General features: G+C 36.0%; 21 protein-coding genes, 1 riboswitch and 1 other annotated feature. Of the genes, 9 read left to right on the top strand and 12 right to left on the bottom strand.

Features of this window, described 5'->3' with window-relative positions:
* Positions 1-12: 12 nt before the first annotated feature.
* Both ACLBXA_RS03985 and ACLBXA_RS03980 read left to right on the top strand, forming a co-directional pair.
* Positions 13-1,011: an alpha/beta fold hydrolase gene (locus ACLBXA_RS03985; RefSeq protein WP_098900160.1), complete on the top strand. Its 999-nt coding sequence runs from the start codon at positions 13-15 to the stop codon at positions 1,009-1,011.
* Between the two features lie 131 nt (positions 1,012-1,142).
* Complete coding sequence (locus tag ACLBXA_RS03980; RefSeq protein ID WP_000994811.1) at positions 1,143-2,462, top strand: Na+/H+ antiporter family protein; 1,320 nt, start codon at positions 1,143-1,145, stop codon at positions 2,460-2,462.
* Positions 2,463-2,486: 24 nt separating this feature from the next.
* On the opposite strand, the gene ACLBXA_RS03975 is transcribed toward ACLBXA_RS03980, so the two are convergent.
* Both ACLBXA_RS03975 and ACLBXA_RS03970 read right to left on the bottom strand, forming a co-directional pair.
* The gene (locus tag ACLBXA_RS03975; protein ID WP_000201358.1) at positions 2,487-3,350 is read right to left on the bottom strand and encodes a LacI family DNA-binding transcriptional regulator; all 864 of its coding nucleotides are present in this window, start codon (positions 3,348-3,350) and stop codon (positions 2,487-2,489) included.
* A gap of 99 nt (positions 3,351-3,449) precedes the next feature.
* Entirely contained in the window at positions 3,450-3,932 is a 483-nt protein-coding gene (locus tag ACLBXA_RS03970; protein WP_000233419.1) for a GNAT family N-acetyltransferase, read from the bottom strand.
* 81 nt (positions 3,933-4,013) lie between these two features.
* Here ACLBXA_RS03970 and ACLBXA_RS03965 point away from each other — a divergent pair, with 81 nt between their 5' ends.
* Positions 4,014-4,937: an alpha/beta hydrolase gene (locus ACLBXA_RS03965; protein ID WP_098900159.1), complete on the top strand. Its 924-nt coding sequence runs from the start codon at positions 4,014-4,016 to the stop codon at positions 4,935-4,937.
* 10 nt (positions 4,938-4,947) lie between these two features.
* Here ACLBXA_RS03965 and ACLBXA_RS03960 read toward each other — a convergent pair whose 3' ends face one another.
* Entirely contained in the window at positions 4,948-5,193 is a 246-nt protein-coding gene (locus tag ACLBXA_RS03960) for a DUF2552 family protein (protein WP_000360793.1), read from the bottom strand.
* A 139-nt stretch (positions 5,194-5,332) separates the two neighbouring features.
* Here ACLBXA_RS03960 and ACLBXA_RS03955 point away from each other — a divergent pair, with 139 nt between their 5' ends.
* The 5 genes from ACLBXA_RS03955 to ribH all read left to right on the top strand — a co-directional run bounded on the left by ACLBXA_RS03955 (position 5,333) and on the right by ribH (position 9,603).
* Positions 5,333-5,539, top strand: coding sequence for a CDGSH iron-sulfur domain-containing protein (locus tag ACLBXA_RS03955; protein ID WP_001151582.1), 207 nt, complete (start codon positions 5,333-5,335; stop codon positions 5,537-5,539).
* A 190-nt stretch (positions 5,540-5,729) separates the two neighbouring features.
* A riboswitch (FMN riboswitch) is annotated at positions 5,730-5,873 on the top strand.
* 305 nt (positions 5,874-6,178) lie between these two features.
* Positions 6,179-7,291 carry a bifunctional diaminohydroxyphosphoribosylaminopyrimidine deaminase/5-amino-6-(5-phosphoribosylamino)uracil reductase RibD gene (ribD, locus tag ACLBXA_RS03950; protein WP_000131995.1) on the top strand — a complete coding sequence of 371 codons (1,113 nt, stop codon included), beginning with the start codon at positions 6,179-6,181 and terminating at the stop codon, positions 7,289-7,291.
* On the top strand, positions 7,273-7,917 hold the full coding sequence (gene ribE / locus ACLBXA_RS03945) for a riboflavin synthase (protein ID WP_000493902.1): 645 nt from the start codon (positions 7,273-7,275) through the stop codon (positions 7,915-7,917). The genes ribD and ribE overlap by 19 nt, the downstream gene beginning before the upstream one ends.
* A gap of 12 nt (positions 7,918-7,929) precedes the next feature.
* A complete protein-coding gene (gene ribBA / locus ACLBXA_RS03940; protein ID WP_000469006.1) occupies positions 7,930-9,123 on the top strand; it encodes a bifunctional 3,4-dihydroxy-2-butanone 4-phosphate synthase/GTP cyclohydrolase II in 1,194 nt (397 codons plus the stop codon).
* A gap of 18 nt (positions 9,124-9,141) precedes the next feature.
* Entirely contained in the window at positions 9,142-9,603 is a 462-nt protein-coding gene (ribH, locus tag ACLBXA_RS03935; protein WP_097960777.1) for a 6,7-dimethyl-8-ribityllumazine synthase, read from the top strand.
* Between the two features lie 22 nt (positions 9,604-9,625).
* Here the strand turns inward: ribH and ACLBXA_RS03930 are convergent, their stop codons facing one another.
* The 8 genes from ACLBXA_RS03930 to ACLBXA_RS03895 form a co-directional block, all read right to left on the bottom strand.
* Complete coding sequence (locus ACLBXA_RS03930) at positions 9,626-9,946, bottom strand: hypothetical protein (protein ID WP_000280032.1); 321 nt, start codon at positions 9,944-9,946, stop codon at positions 9,626-9,628.
* 182 nt (positions 9,947-10,128) lie between these two features.
* Positions 10,129-11,127, bottom strand: coding sequence for a biotin synthase (gene bioB / locus ACLBXA_RS03925; RefSeq protein WP_000815856.1), 999 nt, complete (start codon positions 11,125-11,127; stop codon positions 10,129-10,131).
* Between the two features lies 1 nt (position 11,128).
* The gene (bioC, locus tag ACLBXA_RS03920; RefSeq protein ID WP_000608912.1) at positions 11,129-11,938 is read right to left on the bottom strand and encodes a malonyl-ACP O-methyltransferase BioC; all 810 of its coding nucleotides are present in this window, start codon (positions 11,936-11,938) and stop codon (positions 11,129-11,131) included.
* Positions 11,904-12,644: an alpha/beta fold hydrolase gene (locus ACLBXA_RS03915; protein WP_001004158.1), complete on the bottom strand. Its 741-nt coding sequence runs from the start codon at positions 12,642-12,644 to the stop codon at positions 11,904-11,906. The genes bioC and ACLBXA_RS03915 overlap by 35 nt, the downstream gene beginning before the upstream one ends.
* On the bottom strand, positions 12,641-13,828 hold the full coding sequence (gene bioF, locus ACLBXA_RS03910; RefSeq protein ID WP_001077300.1) for an 8-amino-7-oxononanoate synthase: 1,188 nt from the start codon (positions 13,826-13,828) through the stop codon (positions 12,641-12,643). The genes ACLBXA_RS03915 and bioF overlap by 4 nt, the downstream gene beginning before the upstream one ends.
* Positions 13,794-14,522 carry a dethiobiotin synthase gene (gene bioD / locus ACLBXA_RS03905; protein WP_042595629.1) on the bottom strand — a complete coding sequence of 243 codons (729 nt, stop codon included), beginning with the start codon at positions 14,520-14,522 and terminating at the stop codon, positions 13,794-13,796. Before bioD ends, bioF begins: the two co-directional genes overlap by 35 nt.
* Entirely contained in the window at positions 14,522-15,955 is a 1,434-nt protein-coding gene (gene bioA / locus ACLBXA_RS03900) for an adenosylmethionine--8-amino-7-oxononanoate transaminase (RefSeq protein WP_003255568.1), read from the bottom strand. The genes bioD and bioA overlap by 1 nt, the downstream gene beginning before the upstream one ends.
* A 77-nt stretch (positions 15,956-16,032) precedes the next feature.
* A complete protein-coding gene (locus ACLBXA_RS03895; protein ID WP_000726908.1) occupies positions 16,033-16,389 on the bottom strand; it encodes a hypothetical protein in 357 nt (118 codons plus the stop codon).
* 141 nt (positions 16,390-16,530) lie between these two features.
* Positions 16,531-16,751: a binding site (T-box leader), on the top strand.
* 278 nt (positions 16,752-17,029) lie between these two features.
* On the opposite strand from ACLBXA_RS03895, the gene nhaC reads away from it, so the two are divergent.
* Positions 17,030-18,403, top strand: coding sequence for a Na+/H+ antiporter NhaC (gene nhaC / locus ACLBXA_RS03890; protein WP_000253730.1), 1,374 nt, complete (start codon positions 17,030-17,032; stop codon positions 18,401-18,403).
* A gap of 48 nt (positions 18,404-18,451) precedes the next feature.
* On the opposite strand, the gene cpdB is transcribed toward nhaC, so the two are convergent.
* The gene (gene cpdB / locus ACLBXA_RS03885) at positions 18,452-20,773 is read right to left on the bottom strand and encodes a bifunctional 2',3'-cyclic-nucleotide 2'-phosphodiesterase/3'-nucleotidase (RefSeq protein WP_016098948.1); all 2,322 of its coding nucleotides are present in this window, start codon (positions 20,771-20,773) and stop codon (positions 18,452-18,454) included.
* Between the last annotated feature and the right edge of the window lie 142 nt (positions 20,774-20,915).

Genomic DNA, 20,915 nt, shown 5'->3' with positions numbered 1-20,915 from the left:
GAGGTTTTCAATATGCTTTTGCGTAGCTATACCCCTCAGTTCTATACTGAAAACAAACAACTCATTCCTAATAGTATCGCTACGATAGAAAGCGTTATGATTAATAATCGAAAACAAACTCTCCTTATGCGTGGGCAAAACGTAGAGCAGCCTATTTTATTATGCTGCCATGGTGGACCCGGCATGGCACAAATCGGATTTATTCGTCATTTTCAAAAAGAATTAGAGAAGCACTTTATTGTTATTAATTGGGATCAGCGCGGGGCGGGTAAATCTTTTTCAATGAAAGATTTCGGAGCAAATTTTACAATTGAACAATTCGTTTCCGATGCAAAAGAAGTGATTCAATATGCACTTAAAAGGTTCAACAAACAAAAACTATTTCTCGCTGGTCATTCTTGGGGAAGTATTATTGGGCTTAACATAGCACATCAATATCCAAAGTATATCGAGGCTTACATCGGTATTGGGCAAATTGTACATATGAAACAAAATGAAGAATTGCTATATCAACATTTAATTAGTTCTGCAAAAAAACATGATCATAAAAAAGCATTAACTTCCCTTTTAAAATTAGGAAAACCACCATTTTTAGATATGAGACGTCTTATTATTCAAAGAAAGTGGCTTGGCACATTCGGAGGAGCAATCCAAAACGGATCTTCCTTTTCTTTCATACGAAAAGGTTTCTTTTCTCCTGAATATACGCTATTAGATTGGTTCAAGTTTCTCGCAGGAAATTTAAAATCTGGCGTTTTATGGGAAGAAATGCTGACAATCGATTTCTTTTCTTCTATCTCAAGTTTATCTATTCCAGTTTATTTTTGTTCTGGTCGCTATGATTATCAAACTCCTTATGCACTCGTTCAGGAATATTGCGATATTATTGAAGCGCCTATAAAAAAAATGATTTGGTTCCCAAATTCAGCACATTCTCCTGATCTAGAAGAACCAGAATTATTCGCCAATTCTTTGCAATCAATTAAACAAGAGCTAGCTTTTCAGCATTAGTAACAAAAGGCTCTTTTACATTTCATAGAAAACATTTTATAATAATATGTCGCAAGTATGTATAAACATAGCAAAATGTTTCATATTTACTTGTCTTAACAGAATAAAAATTTAGGGAGATTACATTTATTATGAACGCTGTACTCGTCGCAGTAGCAATTATGCTATTGCTTAGTTTGTTACGTGTCCAGGTCATTGTCGCCATCATTGTTGGAGCTTTAACAGGCGGAATTATCGGCGGACTCGGTATTTCAGAAACGATTAACACTTTTACAACTGGTCTTGGAAACAGTGCTCCAATCGCTTTAAGTTATGCAATGCTTGGTGGTTTCGCTATTTCCCTTTCCAAAACAGGACTTCCAGATGCTATGATTCAAACTGCATTAAAATGGATTGGCAATGAACAAGACACGAAAAAACAAGTTTATTCTAAAATACTTATTTTATTCATTATTTTAACGATGGCTTGTTTCTCACAAAATGTGATTCCTGTTCACATTGCTTTCATCCCCATCTTAATTCCAGCACTTTTAAAAGTATTAAATGAGCTGAAAGTGGATCGAAGACTTGTCACGTGTATTATTACATTTGGATTAATTACTCCTTATATGTGGATCCCTGCAGGGTTCGGAAAAATTTATCATGACGTATTGCAAACCAACGCTGCGCAAAGCGGTCTTACATTTGATGTCACACTTATTCCAAAAGCAATGACTATTCCAGCACTCGGTATGATTATTGGATTATGTGTAGCGGTATTCATTACGTACCGAAAACCTCGTACGTATGAAACAGAACAAATTCATACTACCGAAAATGAGATCGTTCCCTATACAAAACGTAGCATTACTTTCGGGTTATTATCTATCATTGCTACATTAACTGTTCAATTAACAACAGAATCAATGATTTTCGGTGCTTTAGCAGGTATTATCGTCTTATCAGTAAGTGGTAGTCTACCACTTAAAGAAGCAGATGCGATATTAACAAGCGGAATGCGTATGATGTCCTTTATTGGCTTTGTTATGATTGCTGCCGCTGGATTCGGCGCTGTTCTTCGAAAAACAGGACATGTTGAATCTCTGGTGCAAACGAGTGCACATATAATCGGAAATAACAAACCACTCGCTGCATTTCTTATGCTTGTTATTGGACTTCTCGTTACGATGGGAATTGGTTCATCCTTTTCAACCATCCCTATCTTAACAACAATTTTTGTACCTCTGTGCATTCAGCTTGGATTTAGTCCGATGGCTACAATTGCAATTATTGGTACAGCCGGAGCGCTAGGTGACGCAGGATCTCCAGCATCAGATAGTACCCTCGGACCAACATCCGGTTTAAATGCTGATGGTCAGCACCATCATATATGGGATACATGTGTACCCACTTTTCTACATTACAATATACCGTTACTTATATTTGGCTTTATTGCCGCAATTACATTATAAAAAGGTGCGTATAAAACGCACCTTTTACTTTTTTATTTTTCCTTTTAATTGTTGAAAAGCTACTTTTCCGTTATCTTTGACATAGCTTTCAATTGCCGGTAGTGATGAACCTATCCATTCACACTCTATGCTCCCATTCGGTCCAACAATTTTTAATTTATCTGGTACATGTATATTTACAAATCTTGCTGACCGAATTAACTCAATAGCAATCTGATCACTTGAGGTTACAATTCCATCTATATACGGATTGTTTCGCAATAATGTAATAAACTGTTTATTTGTATACCCTTGTACACATTCTTCTCGATAAGAGATTCCTTCATCCCAAACAGTATCTAAAAAACCTGCTATATGATCTTCCATTTCTTCACTTTCTTCTCCCTCACCGAAATATGCAAGAAAGTGACACCCTTTCTCTTTTAATAAAGAAACAGCCCTCTGTCCACTTTCATAATAATTTCCATGTGATTGTTGCTCATCAATCACAACAAACGGAAATGGAATTTCTCCTATACTTTTAAAAACGGATTTTGTTAAAATAACACCTGCAACGTTATTCTCCTTCAACATATATATGTATCTATCTTTATTCTCTATATTACAAACAATGATTTGATATCCTTCTTTATATGCTATTTCCTCAATACAATGTAGCAAAGTGATGTTTGATGGGTCATATAGATTATCTACAAGTAATGCAATTATCGTTGAATTCTCTTTAAATAGTGGCTTCGCTGCACTGTTTGGCCTATAACGTAATTCTTCAATTGCTTCCTTTACTTGTTTTACTGTGTCCTCATGAACATATCCTTTTTCATTAATAACTCGTGAAACGGTTGCGACTGAAACACCTGCCAATTTTGCAACATCACGTATAGTTGCCACATCGTCACCCCTTAATATGGTAATAGATTACAATTTTACGGTAACCTAAATTACACTATCCGTCAAGATTAATAACTCATATTTCTGAAAATTGTTACATCATTTCACTAAACGATACTCCAACTGAATTTCATGTAAAATTGGGATATTATCATATCCAATACGTGGAATTTCTTTCTTTATTTTTCGTGCCTCCTCTACCGCATTCACATATAAATTAGTCATTACAAAATTACGTTTTTGGTAAAATCGTAACGCATTCATATTATCATTTGTTGTAATAAGACAAACCTGCCTGCACCGTTCTTCTTCTGCAACTTGCAATACACAATCCACAAGCTTCTTCCCTATTCCTTTTCTTTCTTCAATACTATCTAACGATATAATTTCACACATATTTCCAGTCACTTCATACGTTATAATTCCGATTATTCTGTCATTAGAAAACGCAACAAATCCTGGCAACTCTTCTAATTGATGCCCCTTACCACGTGAAACCATCAATGAACTTCCCCAGTTCTCACACATAAACATTCGAATTGTTTCTTTCATCGTTGGCGTAATTTTTTGTATATGCACCATTTCCTATTTCTCCCCTTTTATATCATTGTGATACAATATAAGTGTATCACATGTAACGGTATTTGGAGGATGAGGTAAAGTATGAAACGTTTTTTTGCAGCATTGTTTACTGTACTAGGTGCGATAACAGCCCTTGGGATTTTCTTTACAAATAAAGTGATGTATTTAAAGAAAAAAACAGAGGAAGAAGTACTCGAAAGAGAAACGAAAAAACATTTTCGTATAGAAGATTTTGATGCTCTTCATAAAGAAGAAATTCATATTCCTTCACAATTCGGATATGATCTTCACGGCTATTACATTCCTGCTGGTCATTCCAATAAGTTTATGATTTTTTGTCACGGCGTAACTGTAAATAAAATGAACTCTGTAAAATATGCAAGGTTATTTTTAAACAGAGGGTATAATGTCGTTATTTATGATCATCGTCGTCATGGTAAAACTGGCGGAAAAACAACAAGCTATGGATACTATGAAAAACATGATTTAAAATCTATAGTTGACTGGCTAAAAAGTCGCTTTGGAACAAATATAACACTCGGTATTCATGGTGAATCTATGGGAGCTGCAACACTTCTTCAATACGCAGGACTTGTAGAAGATGGTGCTGATTTCTATATTGCAGATTGTCCTTTCTCTGATTTTCACGGACAATTACAGCACCGTTTAAAGGTTGAATTCCATTTACCAAAATGGCCTTTATTACCTTTAGCAAATGCTTTTTTAAAAGTGCGTGACGGTTATACGATTCGCGAAGTTTCACCAATTGATTGTATAAAAAATATTAACAATCCCGTCCTCTTTATTCATAGTAAAGATGATGATTATATTTTAGCTGATATGACGAAATCACTATATGAAGCAAAAGAAAACAATAAACAACTTTATATTGCAGAACGTGGTGCACACGCTTGCTCTTATAACGAAAATAAAGAAGAGTACGAAGCAGCCATCGATCAATTTTTAAACACATATGTGAAAGAAACAAAAAACAGGCTTGCATAAGCCTGTTTTTTTATTGCGCTAAAACGTCTGTAACTTGTTCCATATTTTCAGAAATCCATTGCATTGCATCATCTAACGTTGGGAATTCTGTCGTTTGAAATGTTACTTCATCTTGAAGTAACCAAACATCCTTTGCCTCTTGCCCTACACCTGCAATGGACCAATGTAACAAACTATATGGATGATTATCATTCAAAAATGATGCCCACGTGCGCTCATTTGCAATGTTTCGTAATGTATGTAATTGTTTATCCATCTCTCGTCACCTTACTCTAGTCAGTTATGAAAACTATTATAACACTCTCTTCTTTCTCAAACAAAGTGCTCTTTTTATATTGTCAAGCACTTCCCTTGATTATATGATGAAATTAAGCGTTTGGGAAGGAGGGATAACGTTGGCAAAAGTACAAATTAAAGTAAATGATAATGGCTCTTTTCGCGTTACAGGGGACGTGGAATTAGTCGACTCACAAGGGAATGTATTCCCAGCAAAACCGGCATTTTCTTTATGCCGTTGTGGTTTATCAAAAAATATGCCTTATTGCGACGCTTCGCATAAAGGTAAATTCGAGTCTGTTGTTAGAGCACCAGAGGCAGAATAATTTTACATGTGACATGCACATTTTTTTGTGCATGTTTTTTCTTTTTAGCAACTCCGTTATATCCCTTCTCCTTACAACACTTCTAATACTTTTATTTCCATTCCAGCCCACATATATTTTCACACAATTCTTCACATTCGAATATTTTTTACTAGCCTTTTATTTTTTTTGTGCTATAATTTGAGCAAACAGCATCCTTCGGGGTCGGGTGAAATTCCCAACCGGCGGTGATGAAGTGAAAACTTCTAAGTCCGTGACCCGTTTTCAACTCGAAAACGGTGGATCTAGTGAAACTCTAGGGCCGACAGTATAGTCTGGATGGGAGAAGGATATGTTTCTAGTTTTTTATATAGTGAATACACTTTTATTTCAGTATGCATATTTTTAAAGATTCATTTTGATTCTTTATATATGTTTAATTTTCTATACTTATTTTTTATACTGAAATAAAAAGAGACAACTAGCGTTTAAAAATTCGATATTTTGCTAGGTTTTTTCCTTATGCAGAAATATCAATTATCGTTAGGTTTCTTTCCTATGCTTTCGTATTCAAACTATATTTCTAGAAATCACGTCTCCCAAACCCCAAGGATATTAAATCCTTGGGGTTTTTTGATTTTTTTAGGAGAGGTGAAGAAAATGACAGATCAAGAATATATGAGGATTGCCCTGCAGTTAGCAGAAGGAACATCAGGACAAACAAGTCCAAATCCTATGGTTGGTGCTGTTGTTGTAAAAGATGGAAACATCGTTGGTATGGGGGCTCATTTACGAGCTGGTGAAGAACACGCAGAAGTTCATGCCCTTCAAATGGCTAGTCAGAACGCCAAAGACGCTACCGTTTATGTAACACTGGAACCGTGTAGCCACTTTGGAAAAACACCACCTTGTTGTGAATTGCTCATCGAAAAAGGAGTTAAGCGTGTGGTAATTGCTACTCTCGATTGTAATCCGCTCGTTTCTGGTAACGGAAAAAGAAGATTAGAGGAAGCTAGAATTGAAGTAACTACCGGTGTTCTTGAAGCAGAAGCAGTTTTATTAAATCGCTACTTTTTTCACTACATGAAAACGAAACGCCCTTTTGTAACAATCAAAACAGCGATGAGCTTAGATGGAAAAATAGCAACTGTAACTGGTGAAAGTAAGTGGATTACAGGTGAAGAAGCACGTGCTGATGTTCACCAATATCGCCATACACATGATGCAATTCTTGTTGGAGTGAATACAGTTATAGCTGATAATCCTCATTTAACAACAAGAATTCCAAATGGTGGGAAACATCCTATTCGCGTTGTTTTAGATACCCATTTACGAACGCCACCATCTTCTCATGTTATAACAGATGGTTTAGCACCGACATGGATTATTGTCGGTAAGGATGTAAAGAAAGAGAAGATATCTTCTTATAATTCTAAAAATATAGCTATATTCCAAATGGAAACGAAGCATATAGAAATCGAGGACCTTCTTTCCTTTCTTGGAGAGAAACAAATTCTTTCTCTATTCGTTGAAGGTGGCCAATCAATTCATGCAAGTTTCTTAAAAACAAACAATTTCAATGAAATTGTAACCTATATAAGCCCGAAATTAATTGGTGGAAAAGATGCTCCTACTTTATTTGGAGGAAATGGTTTTTCAAAATTACAAGATGCGCTTTCCTTGAAAATTCAAGAGATGAAACAAATTGGTGATGATATAAAAATCGTTGCGAATGCCCGAAACGAGGTGACGGAATGTTTACAGGAATTGTAGAAGAATTAGGAACGATAGCAAACATGCAACAAAGCGGAGAAGCGATGAAATTAACGATTCATGCAAAGAAAATTTTATCAGATGTTCACTTAGGTGATAGTATCGCAGTTAACGGTATTTGCTTAACTGTAACAAACTTTACAACTACTTCATTTACAGTTGATGCAATGCCTGAAACGATGCAGTCGACATCGCTTCGCATGCTTAAACCCCACTCTAAAGTAAATTTAGAGCGGGCAATGTCTGCAAATGGAAGATTCGGTGGACATTTCGTTTCAGGACACATTGATGGCATCGGAACGATTTTAACTAAAAAACAACATTACAATGCCGTCTATTATAAAATAGCAATTTCTGATGAATTGCTACACTATTGTTTGCATAAAGGGTCCATTGCTGTTGATGGAACGAGTTTAACGATATTTGATATAGACGAAGCTTCCATAACGATTTCACTCATCCCGCACACAGTAAGCGAATCTGTCATTGGAGAAAAAAATGCCGGAGATATCGTAAATATTGAGTGTGACATGATTGGTAAATATATCGAACGCTTTATTACTAAACCTGCAAAACGAGTAGGTTCAATGACCGAAAGTTTTTTACAAGAAAACGGATTTCTATAAGGGGGAAGCACAATGTTTCATCGTATTGAAGAAGCTCTAGAAGATTTAAAACAAGGTAAAGTCGTTATCGTATGTGATGATGAAAACCGAGAAAATGAAGGCGACTTTATTGCTTTAGCAGAGTACATTACACCGGAAACAATTAATTTTATGATTACACATGGTCGTGGTCTCGTTTGTGTACCGATTACGGAAGGATACGCAGAACGTCTACAATTAGAACCAATGGTATCTCATAATACAGATTCACATCATACTGCGTTTACAGTGAGCATTGACCATGTTTCTACAACAACAGGGATTAGCGCTCACGAACGTGCAACTACGATACAAGAATTGTTAAATCCCGCATCAAAAGGCACTGATTTCAATCGACCTGGACATATCTTTCCATTAATTGCGAAAGAAGGCGGTGTCCTGCGTCGTGCAGGTCATACAGAAGCTGCTGTTGATTTAGCAAAGCTATGCGGTGCCGAACCAGCTGGAGTTATTTGCGAGATTATAAATGAGGACGGCACGATGGCACGTGTACCTGATTTAATAGAATGCGCAAAACAATTTGATATAAAAATGATTACAATAGAAGATTTAATCGCTTACCGCCGCCATCATGAAACACTTGTGACGAGAGAGGTGGAAATTACATTACCTACAGATTTCGGTACTTTCCACGCAATTGGCTATTCTAACTCATTAGATACGAAAGAACATATCGCACTTGTAAAAGGTGATATTTCAATAGGTGAACCGGTACTTGTGCGTGTTCATTCTGAATGCTTAACAGGAGATGTATTCGGTTCACATCGCTGCGATTGCGGACCACAACTCCATGCAGCACTTGCTCAAATTGAGCGTGAAGGAAAAGGTGTTCTTCTTTATATGAGACAAGAAGGAAGAGGCATTGGGCTTCTTAATAAGCTTCGTGCTTATAAATTACAAGAAGAAGGATTCGATACTGTAGAAGCAAATGAAAAACTCGGCTTCCCTGCTGATCTTCGTGATTACGGTATCGGTGCACAAATATTAAAAGATTTAGGTTTACAAAGTTTACGATTATTAACGAATAACCCAAGAAAAATTGCTGGCTTACAAGGTTACGATTTAGAAGTAGTCGAGCGTGTACCGTTGCAAATGCCAGCAAAAGAAGAGAATAAATCGTATTTACAAACGAAAGTAAACAAATTAGGACACTTACTAAACTTATAATTAAAGGAGAGATTTATTATGGTATTCGAAGGTCATTTGGTTGGTACAGGATTAAAAGTTGGAGTTGTTGTTGGACGTTTTAATGAATTTATTACAAGTAAGTTACTTGGCGGCGCTTTAGACGGATTAAAGCGTCACGGTGTAGAAGAAAATGATATTGATGTTGCTTGGGTTCCTGGTGCATTTGAAATTTCTTTAATCGCTAAAAAGATGGCTAGTAGCGGAAAGTATGATGCTGTTATTACATTAGGTACTGTAATCCGAGGTGCTACAACTCACTACGATTACGTTTGTAATGAAGTAGCAAAAGGTGTTGCGTCTTTATCACTACAAATGGACATCCCAGTTATTTTCGGCGTATTAACGACAGAAACAATTGAACAAGCGATTGAACGCGCAGGTACGAAAGCTGGTAATAAAGGATATGAATCAGCTGTTGCTGCAATTGAAATGGCTCACTTATCAAAACAATGGGCATAAAAAAAGAGGCTGCGGCCTCTTTTTATTTTTTCACCTTTTTTTGTACATCTTTTATTAATTCATTCATCGTTTTTCCTTCTGTTTTTATATGAAGAGCTTGTGCTGTTCTCCATACATTCTCTCTTTTTTTCGCTTCTTCTATAATAGTAATTTCTTTTCTAACTTCCTTTAAATCTTTTCCTTCCGTTTTCAATCCAAAATGTTCAGCTTTCGTTCGAAAGTGTTGTTCGATTCTTTGTTGCATCTCTTTTTGTTCAGGATTTTCAGCAGCCTTAACTGGATCAGAACTTATTGCTTTTATTAAAATTAAACAAGTCATAATCGCTAATATGTATTTGTACATGTAAAATCCTCCAACCCAATATAAATTACATATTTACTATGTACAACTAGGGCTTGGAAAATTCGTCCACAAAAATTCTTTTTTTCGCTCAAAAACCAATAATACCAAGCGTTCACAACTATTTATTACATTTTATTTACAAAAAAAGCAAACCCTTTTACAAGTTTGCTTTTTCATCTATCTTATAATGCACATTCTTCAATCTCAAATCCTAAATCTGCAATCATACCCCAGTCCGCAGTCGGCTCTTGTCCAGCTGTCGTTAAGTAGTCCCCGACAAAAATAGAATTTGCTGCAAATAAACCGATTGGCTGTACAGAACGTAAATTGATTTCACGTCCTCCTGAAATACGAATTTCTTTTGTTGGGTTTACAAAACGCATCATTGCCAGTACTTTTAAACATTCTACTGGCGTTAACTCTTTTTGCCCTTCAAGAGGTGTCCCCTTTACAGCAACAAGGAAATTACAAGGGATAGAATCTGCATCTATACGTTGTAATTCAAATGCAATTTCAGCACGCTCTTCAATTGTTTCTCCCATGCCAAAAATCGCTCCAGAGCATGGTGAAATACCAGCTTGTTTCGCTTTTTGAACTGTATCAACACGATCATCATACGTATGCGTTGAACAAATACTATCGTAATTATTTGCATGTGTATTTAAGTTGTGGTTATAACGATGCACGCCTGCTTCCGCTAAACGTCCTGCTTGATCTTCATTTAAGAAACCTAAACAACAACAAATCTTCAAGTCTGTCGTTTCACGAATTTCCTTAACTGCTCCAATTACGTGATTTACCTCTTTATCCGTCGGACGACGACCAGACGCTACAATACAATATGTACCTGCTTTACGGCGTATTGCTTCATGTGCCCCTTCTACAATTTTCTCCTGCGTTAACCATGCATATTTATCAATTGGTGCTTCTGAAATAATAGACTGTGAGCAATATCCACAATCTTCAGGACATAATCCAGATTTCGTATTAATAATCATATTCAATTTTACTTTCTTACCAAAGTGATGATGGCGAATAATGTAAGCTGCATTCATAATTTCTAAAACTTCTGTATCATCAGCTTCTAATATCGCTATTGCATCTTCTTTCGTAATCATCTTTTCTTCCACTACGTCGTATGCAAGTTTTTTCCAATCCCTTTTTGTTTGTACTTGTTTCATTTCATCTCTTCCCCTCTTTTGTTATATGCATAAATAAAGCATGATACGTTGCCATTATCCCTTCATTTCCCGTGAAGTCTCTTTCGTATATGCGCAGCATCGCACGAAAGAGTGAGGGACTTTGACAATATGATCCTTCATTGCTATTAGTTGCTCCTACTTTTCGAATAGAATGCAGAAACTCCTTAACTTCTGTAAAACTCTCTATGTAACATGTTTCAGAAACATGCACATCCCCTGTTTCTATCTTACATATATGAAGCAACTGATCTTTTGAATAAAAACGTTGACCAATCGATGTTTCATTTTTTATATTTCTTTCTTCTTTCGCACGTTGGAACGAAGCATGCAATTCTTGAAATGTTTCATGTCCAAACGTTGAAAAGAGTAATATGCCATCTATAGACAAATGTTGAAATAAATTTCTTAACACTTGTTGTAAATTATTTAACCATTGAAATGTAGCATTTGAAATAATGACATCATATGATTCTTCTAATCGTAATCGCTCAATATCTTCACAGTGAAACGTTACATTTTTTACATTTTGTCTAGTTTGCGCAATCGCAATCATACTTTCAGCAAAATCAACTGCTGTAATATGTGCTTTCGGAAATAACTTTGATAATTGTTCTGTTACATACCCCGTCCCGCATCCCAGTTCTAAAATACGTATTGATGCCGTTTCACTATATCGTTCCTTTAAGATTGAAAGTAATGAATGTGCCATCTTTTTTTGTACATTTGCATATCGATCGTAAGATACGGCTGCCCCATTAAACCGTTTTTGTAGTAACGTTTTGTTGATCATGTCGTATCCCCTCTACAAATTGAATTATCTCATTTGCACAATATTCAAAATTCGTTACACATAATGCATGCCCTGCTTCACTTACTACTTTCAGCTCGCTGCTGCTATTCTCCGTCATACTACGTGCCGCAGACAATGGGCATATTACATCCTGTTCTCCGTGAATAAGTAGTATAGGTACTTTAATTTCTTTTAGTTCTTCTCTCATATCTGTTTCTATTAAATAATCTAAACCTAGTTGTAAAGACTGAATAGAATCACCTTTAAAACGGTCTACAATGTCTTCAAAGTTTTTATTCTCTTTTAGCTCATCTTTCGTAAACATATTTTCATAAAACCGCTTGAGCGTATCTTCTTTCCTTCTCGCCAAATTTCTTTTCAGCCGTTCTACATGCAAAGCATTCCATCCGTTACTGTAATCGCTCGTACTTGTAAATTTAGCAGTACCACCAATTAATACGATGCCTTTTGCCTTAATCTTTTTATAAGCTTCAACTGCTGCTAACGCTCCTAGTGACCATCCAACTAAAATTACGTTGTCATTATGCGCTACATCTATAATTCGTTCCGCAAATTCACTTCGTTCTTTCACATTACGCCAATCTATGCATTGAACAGGATATCCTTTAAAATACGGAATTACTAAATCCCAAATATTCTCTTCCATTCCCCATCCGGGAATAAAAATAATCTTTAGCTCGTTCATACGAAAATCTCCTCTTCTTTCGCAATGTGAATAATTCGATCAATAGCCCATTTTAAATCAGCTATTGTATGTTGCGATGTAACTGCAAAGCGAATTCGAGAACTATGAACCGGCACAGTTGGCGGACGAATTGCAATAGCCGCAATCCCTGCCTCTTGCAACCTTTTACTAAACCGTAAAGCATGTTCATTTGAACCGACTACAATCGGTACAATATGAGTTGAACTATTCCCAATATCAAAACCAGCATCCCTTAATTTAGTTCTGAAGTATTCTCCATTTGCTATAAGGTTCTCTCTTCTTTCGTTATCTTCTTTTACAATTTCAATTGCTTTTTGCACCGCTCCTAACGTGCTTGGTGGTAAAGCTGTAGTAAAAATAAAGCTTCTCATCATATTTTGTAAATACTCTATATAAATTTCATCACCTGTCAAATACGCACCATAACACCCTAAAGCCTTACTAAACGTCCCCATATGTATATCAATTTTTTGAGAAAGATTTTTTTCTATGTGAGATAATCCAGCTCCGCCGATTCCATATATTCCACTCGCATGTGCTTCATCGACTATAATGATTGCTCCGTATTTCTCTTTCAGTTGTACTAAATCTCTCAAATACGCAGTATCACCATCCATACTAAAAACGGTATCTGTTACGATTAATTTCCTCTTTTCAGGCGAAGCCATTTTCAAAAGCTTCTCTAAATGATCCAAATCATTATGACGATACCTTTTATGCTCTGCCCCGCTTAATATGATTCCATCAACAATACTTGCGTGATTTAACTTATCACTAAAAACAATATCGTGCCGAGAGGCTAAAGAAGATATGGCACCTATATTTGCCGTATACCCACTATTTACAATTAAAGCTCTTTCAGTACCTTTCCAGTCACATATGCTTCTCTCAACCTCTTCATATAATGGATGATTTCCTACAACGAGACGAGAGGCAGTCGCTCCAGTTCCATATCTTTTTGTACAGGCAATAGCAGCTTCTTTTAACCTTTCATCTCCAGCTAACCCTAAATAATTATTTGACGCTAAATTTAACATCCTTTTTTTATCTCGAATAAGCCAAGTCTCTTCTGCCTGCTCTGTTACATATAAATTTCGATACTGCCCTTGCTTATGTAATTGTTGTAATTTAGATTGAAGGTGCGCCCGCCACGTTTGATTCATTTTGGATAAACTCCTCTAATTTTGAAATCATAATATATTCTTTTGCAGATTCCAATACTTCTTCTTTCGTAAACTCACCTTCAAAGAATGGTAATAATCCTAAAACTGGTACCCCGCTCAACTCTTCAATCATCTCTTTATTTTCTTGCACTCTTTCCATTTCACATTCTTTGCAACCTGATAAAATGACACCCGCTACGGTTAAGCCATGCGCCTTTGCGTAAGCAATCGTTAACACTGTATGATTTACTGTTCCTAATGTAGGACGAGCTACTACAATAAGAGGCAACTGTAATTCTTTTGCAAAATCAATTACTAAAGCATCTTCTGTATATGGGACAGCAAGCCCACCTGCTCCTTCTACAAATAAGCTATTAAACTCTTTTAATAGTTCATTATAGTAATCAGTAATTTCTTTTAACTTTACTACTCTTCCAGCTCTTTTCATGGCAAGTCTCGGAGCAAGTGGTTCTTCAATAAAATAAGGGCAAATTTCATTTTCTTGTGTCGGTACACCTGATAATACTTTTAACCTTGCCGCATCTCCCTCAGGGTTTGATGCAACATGCCCACTTTGCAACGGTTTATATACCCCTACGTTATATCCTAATTCTCTAAATACACCTGCTATAGCACCTGCAACTACTGTTTTTCCAACTTCAGTATCAGTTGCTGTTATGAAAAAACCACTCATTATTCTCCCTCCGTAACATCCGAGATTGCCTTATATAAGATGCGTAACATATCATCAATCTCTTCAAAAGTAGAAGCAAGTGGCGGCATAAATACAATCGTGTTACCTAGCGGTCGTAAAATCATACCTAGCTCTCTTGAGCGTTTACATACTTGAACACCGACTCTTTCTGTCCAGTCAAAAGCTTCTTTCGTTTCCTTATTCTTCACAAGCTCGATACCAACCATTAATCCGCACTGACGAATATCACCTACATGTTTATACGCAAAGAGCTTTTCTAATTGCGCTGCCACATAATCCGTTTTACGTGCCACTTCTTCTATTAAATTTGTTTTTTCATATAGTTCTAGATTCGCGATTGCTACGGCACACCCTAACGGATTGCCTGTATAGCTATGTCCATGGAAAAATGTTTTTTGTTCTTCATATTCTCCTAAGAAGGCATTATATATTTCATCTGTCGTTACGGTAACTGCAATTGGTAAATATCCACCTGTTAAACCTTTACCAGCAGTTAAAATGTCTGGCGTCACATTTTCATGTTCACACGCAAACATTTTCCCTGTACGCCCAAATCCAGTCGCTACCTCATCTGTAATAAATAATACATTGTACTTTGTACATAAATCGCGCAGTCCTTTTAAATATCCTTTTGGCATTGTAATCATTCCACCAGCACCTTGCATTAATGGCTCTACAATGATGGCAGCTACTTCTTCATGCTTTTCTTTCAACAATTCTTCCATTTCTGCTAAATGGCTTTTTACAATTTCCTCCTTATTATTTCCGTAAGGAGAACGATATGTATATGGATACGGCATTTTAATCGCATCAAATAAGAGCGAACTATACACTTGGTGAAACAAGTCTATTGCCCCTACTGAAACAGCTCCAATTGTATCACCGTGATATGCTTCTTTTAATGTAACGAATCTTTGTTTCTTTGGTTTCCCTTTATGCTGCCAATATTGGAAAGCCATCTTAATTGCAATTTCAACAGCGGTAGAACCTGAATCAGAATAGAATACCTTCTTCAATCCATCTGGTACAACCTCAATAATTTTTTCTGCTAATAAAATAGATGGAACGTTAGCAAGTCCTAACATAGTAGAATGAGCAATTTTATTTAATTGCTCACGAATTGCTTCATCTAATTCCGGTACTTGATGTCCGTGAACATTTAACCATATAGATGAAACACCATCCCAATATTCATTACCATTTACATCGTATAGCTTTCTTCCCTCTCCACGTTCAATAATGACAGGATCTTCTTCTAAATAATCTTTCATTTGTGTAAATGGGTGCCATACGTAAGCTTTATTTTTCTCTGCTAATTCTTCATATGTATAAGATGATTTTTCAATCGTTCTACTATTTATTGTCACAACTGTCACTCCTAATGTTAACTTGTTTATAAATATAGTTAACATTAAATCCGAATGACTGTCAATTATTTTAAAATCAAATAGTTCTTAAAAAAGAACAACTTATCATACGATAAGTTGTTCTACTTTCCATGCTGTATCTTTCCAATTTCTAAAATAATTTCTTCATCTTTTTTTCCCTCTGTATCAATTCCAAGTTGTTTAGCGTGCTCAATTAATAAATCATGACGCTTCTCAAACCTAGCGGTATTTACTTCTTTCGTAACCTCTTCTTTTGTTTTCCCCTCAGTAGAAACTCCTAGTTTCTCTGCTGCTTTTTCCATTGATTTCTTCTCTTCTATTTCTTTTACTTTCTTCACTTCTGACTGTTGTATTTGTTTTTGTTTCAACTGCTCTGATTCAGCCGCAAAAGCTGTGTAAATTCCAGCACTTCCGCCAACGACTAGTAAGGTGGTAAAAAGAATTATTTTTTTCTTCACTCTTTCCTCCCCTTTCAAATTCATTATAACGTACAAAATTAGAGCTTTAAAACAATTCTCCTTTATTTCCCTAAAAAAACATTTAATATTTTTATTGACATTTAAGATGAAAATGTGATAAAAATTTAACTAACATCATATGAATCGGCGATGATAGGATTTAGTAGTATTTCGATTTCTGATTTCAGAGAGCTGGTGGTCGGTGCGAACCAGTACAGAGCGAATTATGAATTACCCCCTGGAGCTTCTTTTACGAAACGTGAGGAGTAGTGAAAGACGGTTATAGACCGTTATGTCTAAAGAGTGGTGAAACGACACTGTTTCACAATTTAGGGTGGTACCGCGAATTTTTCGTCCCTGCATATATTGCAGGGGCGTTTTTTATTTTATAAGCGCATATCATATGACCCTTTATTTTGTGATACATTCATTTCACAAGCTAGGGTGGTACCGCGATTTCTTCGTCCCTGCATAATTATATGCAGGGACGTTTTTTTATCCAATCATTTCCACATCATATAGAAGAACCAACAATTACCGGTAATTTGTCACAAAATTCTAAAATTTAGAAGGAAATATACAATATTGGCGAATTTTATATAAAAAAGAGCTATTTCACATTACTTAGGAGGGGAAAACAATGGTTTCAAAAATTGAGTCTGTTCTTTTAACAATTTTTATCTTTTTCTGTATTGGTTTTAGTGTTATTCAATTAGAAGTTTCACCACACATCCCAATTTTATTTGGTATCGTTCTTTTATTAGCATTTGGATTCCTGAAGAAAATCTCTTGGTCTACTATGGAGAAAGGGATGATTAGTAGTATTTCAGCTGGTATTCCATCTATATTTATTTTCTTACTTGTAGGCGTATTAATTAGCGTTTGGATCGCAGCTGGAACTATTCCGACTTTAATGGTATACGGCTTCCAACTTGTATCTCCAAAAATTTTCGTTCCAACTGTTTTTGTTGTTTGTGCAATTGTTGGAACGAGTATCGGTAGTGCATTTACAACTGCTGCAACTGTAGGACTTGCCTTTATGGGAATGGGTACTGCCCTTGGATACGATCCAGCTCTTATTGCTGGGGCAATTATTTCTGGGGCATTCTTCGGAGATAAAATGTCTCCTTTATCTGATACAACAAACTTAGCGCCTGCTGTAACGGGTGTAGATTTATTTGAACATATTCGTAACATGCTTTGGACAACAGTGCCAGCTTTCATTATTGCTTTTATCGCATTTTTCATTTTAGGAAGCGGATCTGGTGGAAACGTTGATTTCTCAGCATTTATTAACACATTAGAAAAAAATGCAACGATTTCTATCGTTACACTGATTCCTATTTTATTACTGTTCCTATTCGCATTTAAAAAGGTACCCGCAGTTCCAACATTACTTGCAGGAATTGTGGTAGGGATTATTATTCTCTTTATTTTTAAACCTAGCACTTCTTTAGCTGATTTAATAAAAATTATGCAAGACGGTTACGTTTCTAAAACTGGTATCAAAGATATTGATAGCTTATTATCTCGCGGTGGCCTGCAAAGTATGATGATGTCAATTGCTCTTATTTTCCTAGCTCTTTGTATGGGAGGATTATTACAAGGAATGGGTATTATAGCGCAGCTGATGAATATTATCTCTAGCTTCGTAAAAACTAGTACACGCTTAATTATTTCTACTGCTTCAACTGCAATTGGTGTAAACTTCTTACTCGGTGAGCAGTACTTATCCATCGTTTTAACAGGACAAGCATTTGCTAATAAATACGATGAAGTCGGTTTAGAACGTCGTAATTTATCACGAGTATTAGAAGATGCTGGTACAGTAATTAATCCACTCGTACCATGGGGTGTAAGTGGCGTATTCTTAACAAACGTTCTTAGCGTTCCAACATTCGATTACCTGCCATACGCAATCTTCTGTTTAGCGTGTCCAGTCGTAACCATTATCGTCGGCTTTACTGGATTCGGTCTTTCATGGAAAAAAGAAAAAGCAGTACCAGTTTCATAATATAACAAAAAGGATTACCAAATTGGTAATCCTTTTTATATTTCTCTACTATCTATTCGCTTTCTTTTTTCTAAATAACATAAGTAATCCCGCTCCAACAAACGCAAGACCAGCTCCAATTGTAGAAGCAATACTTGCACCTGTTTTCGGTAAATCACGTTCATCTTTTTCAGCTTCTTTATTTTCACTTACAGTTGTTGTTGTTTCTTTTGTATTTTGATCATCTGTTGTAGTTTGTCCAGATCCGGTATTATTTCCATCTTGTTTTGGTTCATTACCATTATTACCTTCTTCTGTTGGTGGTGTTGGGTTTTCTCCATTACCTGTTGGCGGTGTTGTTGGATTTTCTCCACCACCTGTTGGCGGTGTCGTTGGATTTCCTTCACCAGTTTCTTTATCATCATTTTTCTTCGTTATATCAATTGCATATTTCGCAAATTCATTTTCAGATGGTCCAACATATGAAATCTTTCCATCTTTCTTTATATACTTTTGTGCATTTGGTGAAGAATCAAATGTTGTATTTAATTTATCTGCAACAATCGGTTTAAATGTCCAATTTTGATCAGCTGCTGGATCAATATCTTTTATTTTTTGCATATACTTCACAATGATTTGACGTGTTTCATCTTGTGATTGGTATACAACTTCCCCTTTACTTACACCTGGGAACGTTTGGCTACTTCCACGATAGTTATTTGTAGCGACGATGAACTCTTGCTTGTCAGCTACTAGCTTACCTTCATATGTCATATTTACAATACGATTAGCATTTGCATTTACAACTTTTCCATCTTTATCGTATTTCGCCGGTTGTGTTACATCAATTTCGTATTTTAAGCCATCTAAAATATCGAAGTTATATGTAGGATAGCCTATATTTACTAACGGCTGTTCTTCTGTTTTCTTTGGATCAATTTGATTAAACTGACCTGCAGACATTTCAAGCCATTCTTTCACTTGTGCCCCATTTACTTTTACAGCATATAACGTATTTGGATACACGTATAAATCTGCAACGTTTTTAATCGCTAACGTTCCAGCTGGAATATCCGTATAATATGTCGCACCGTTTCGGCCACCTGCTTTAAATGGTGCTCCTGCAGATAAAACTGGAATATCTTTAATCTTTTCGTATTCTGGTTTTTTAAGTTCTTGTTCTACATACCATTTTTGCGCATTTGTCACAATTTGTACGGAAGGATCATCTTGTACTAATGAAAAATAACTATTAATTGGTGCTTTCGTTTCACCTACATGTGTATTTACATATTCGATTGTCTTTTCATGTTCATCTTTAATTTCATTAACTAATTTTTGATCAGATTCTACTAATGGATTACCTTTACTATCAGCAATCGGACGAAGTTGCGGCTTAGACTGATCTTTTTGCACTTCCCATTTTCCGTTTACCTTTTTCAATTGCATATCAATAATACCTAAGTTACTACCAAAAACACCCGGCATTACAACTGGAACACCATTAAATACATCCTTCACTTCAGTATGTGAATGTCCCATTAATACTGCATTTACGCCAGGAACCTCTGTTAAATAATACGACGCGTTTTCCATACCAACGTTGTATCCACTTTTATCAACACCGGAATGAGCTAGTGCAACGATAACATCTGCACCTTCTGCTTTCATTTTTGGTACCATTTTCTTCGCTGTTTCAACTATATCTTTCGCTTTAACTTGTCCTTCTAAATTCGCTTTATCCCAATTCATAATTTGTGGTGGAACAAATCCCATTACACCAATTTTCACTATTTGTTTTTGGCCTGCTTCATCCACTACTTCTTTCTCTAAAATATGATATGGTCTATCAAAGTAATGCTCGTCATTCTCATCATTACCATCATGGTCATCTCTGTAGACATTCGAGTTAATAACCGGAATTTTTGTTTTACTAGTCACTTTCTTTAAATAATCTAAACCGTAGTTAAATTCATGATTCCCAAGAGAGATGACGTCATACTTCATTAAATTCATTACACGATATAATGGGTGTGTATAACTAGGATCCACACGATTCTTCGGATCTTTTATTTTATTCGCTACGTAATCCCCAAGCGGTGTCCCTTGTAATGCATCCCCATCATCAAATAGGACAGAGTTTTTCACTTCTTCACGTGCTTTATTAACGAGTGTTGCCGTTTGTACAAGTCCTACTTTATTATCTGTTTTCGTTTGATAATAATCGTAATTCATTAAGTTAACGTGAATATCTGATGTTTCTAGAATTCGTAAGTTAACTGTACTCTCCCCAGTGTTCTCATCTGCATGAGCTGTTGCTGGCATTACTTGCGGCGCTATAACACCAATCGCAAGAGTTGCTCCAGCTAGCATTTTTTTTGACTTTTTCACAAAAAATCCCCCTTATACAATTACCAAAAATAATGAAATGAATCCCTATCTGTCTCTAACCACATACCTTTTTTCTTCTATTAGAGACACAATTTTCATTTCACCCTGCGCTAACGAGTAGTCCCCTTAAACGCCCGATTGA

This window comes from Bacillus sp. D48C (assembly GCF_053345735.1).
The sequence above is the reverse complement of the archived record's forward strand: the minus strand, read 5'-3'. Positions and strand labels throughout refer to the sequence as shown.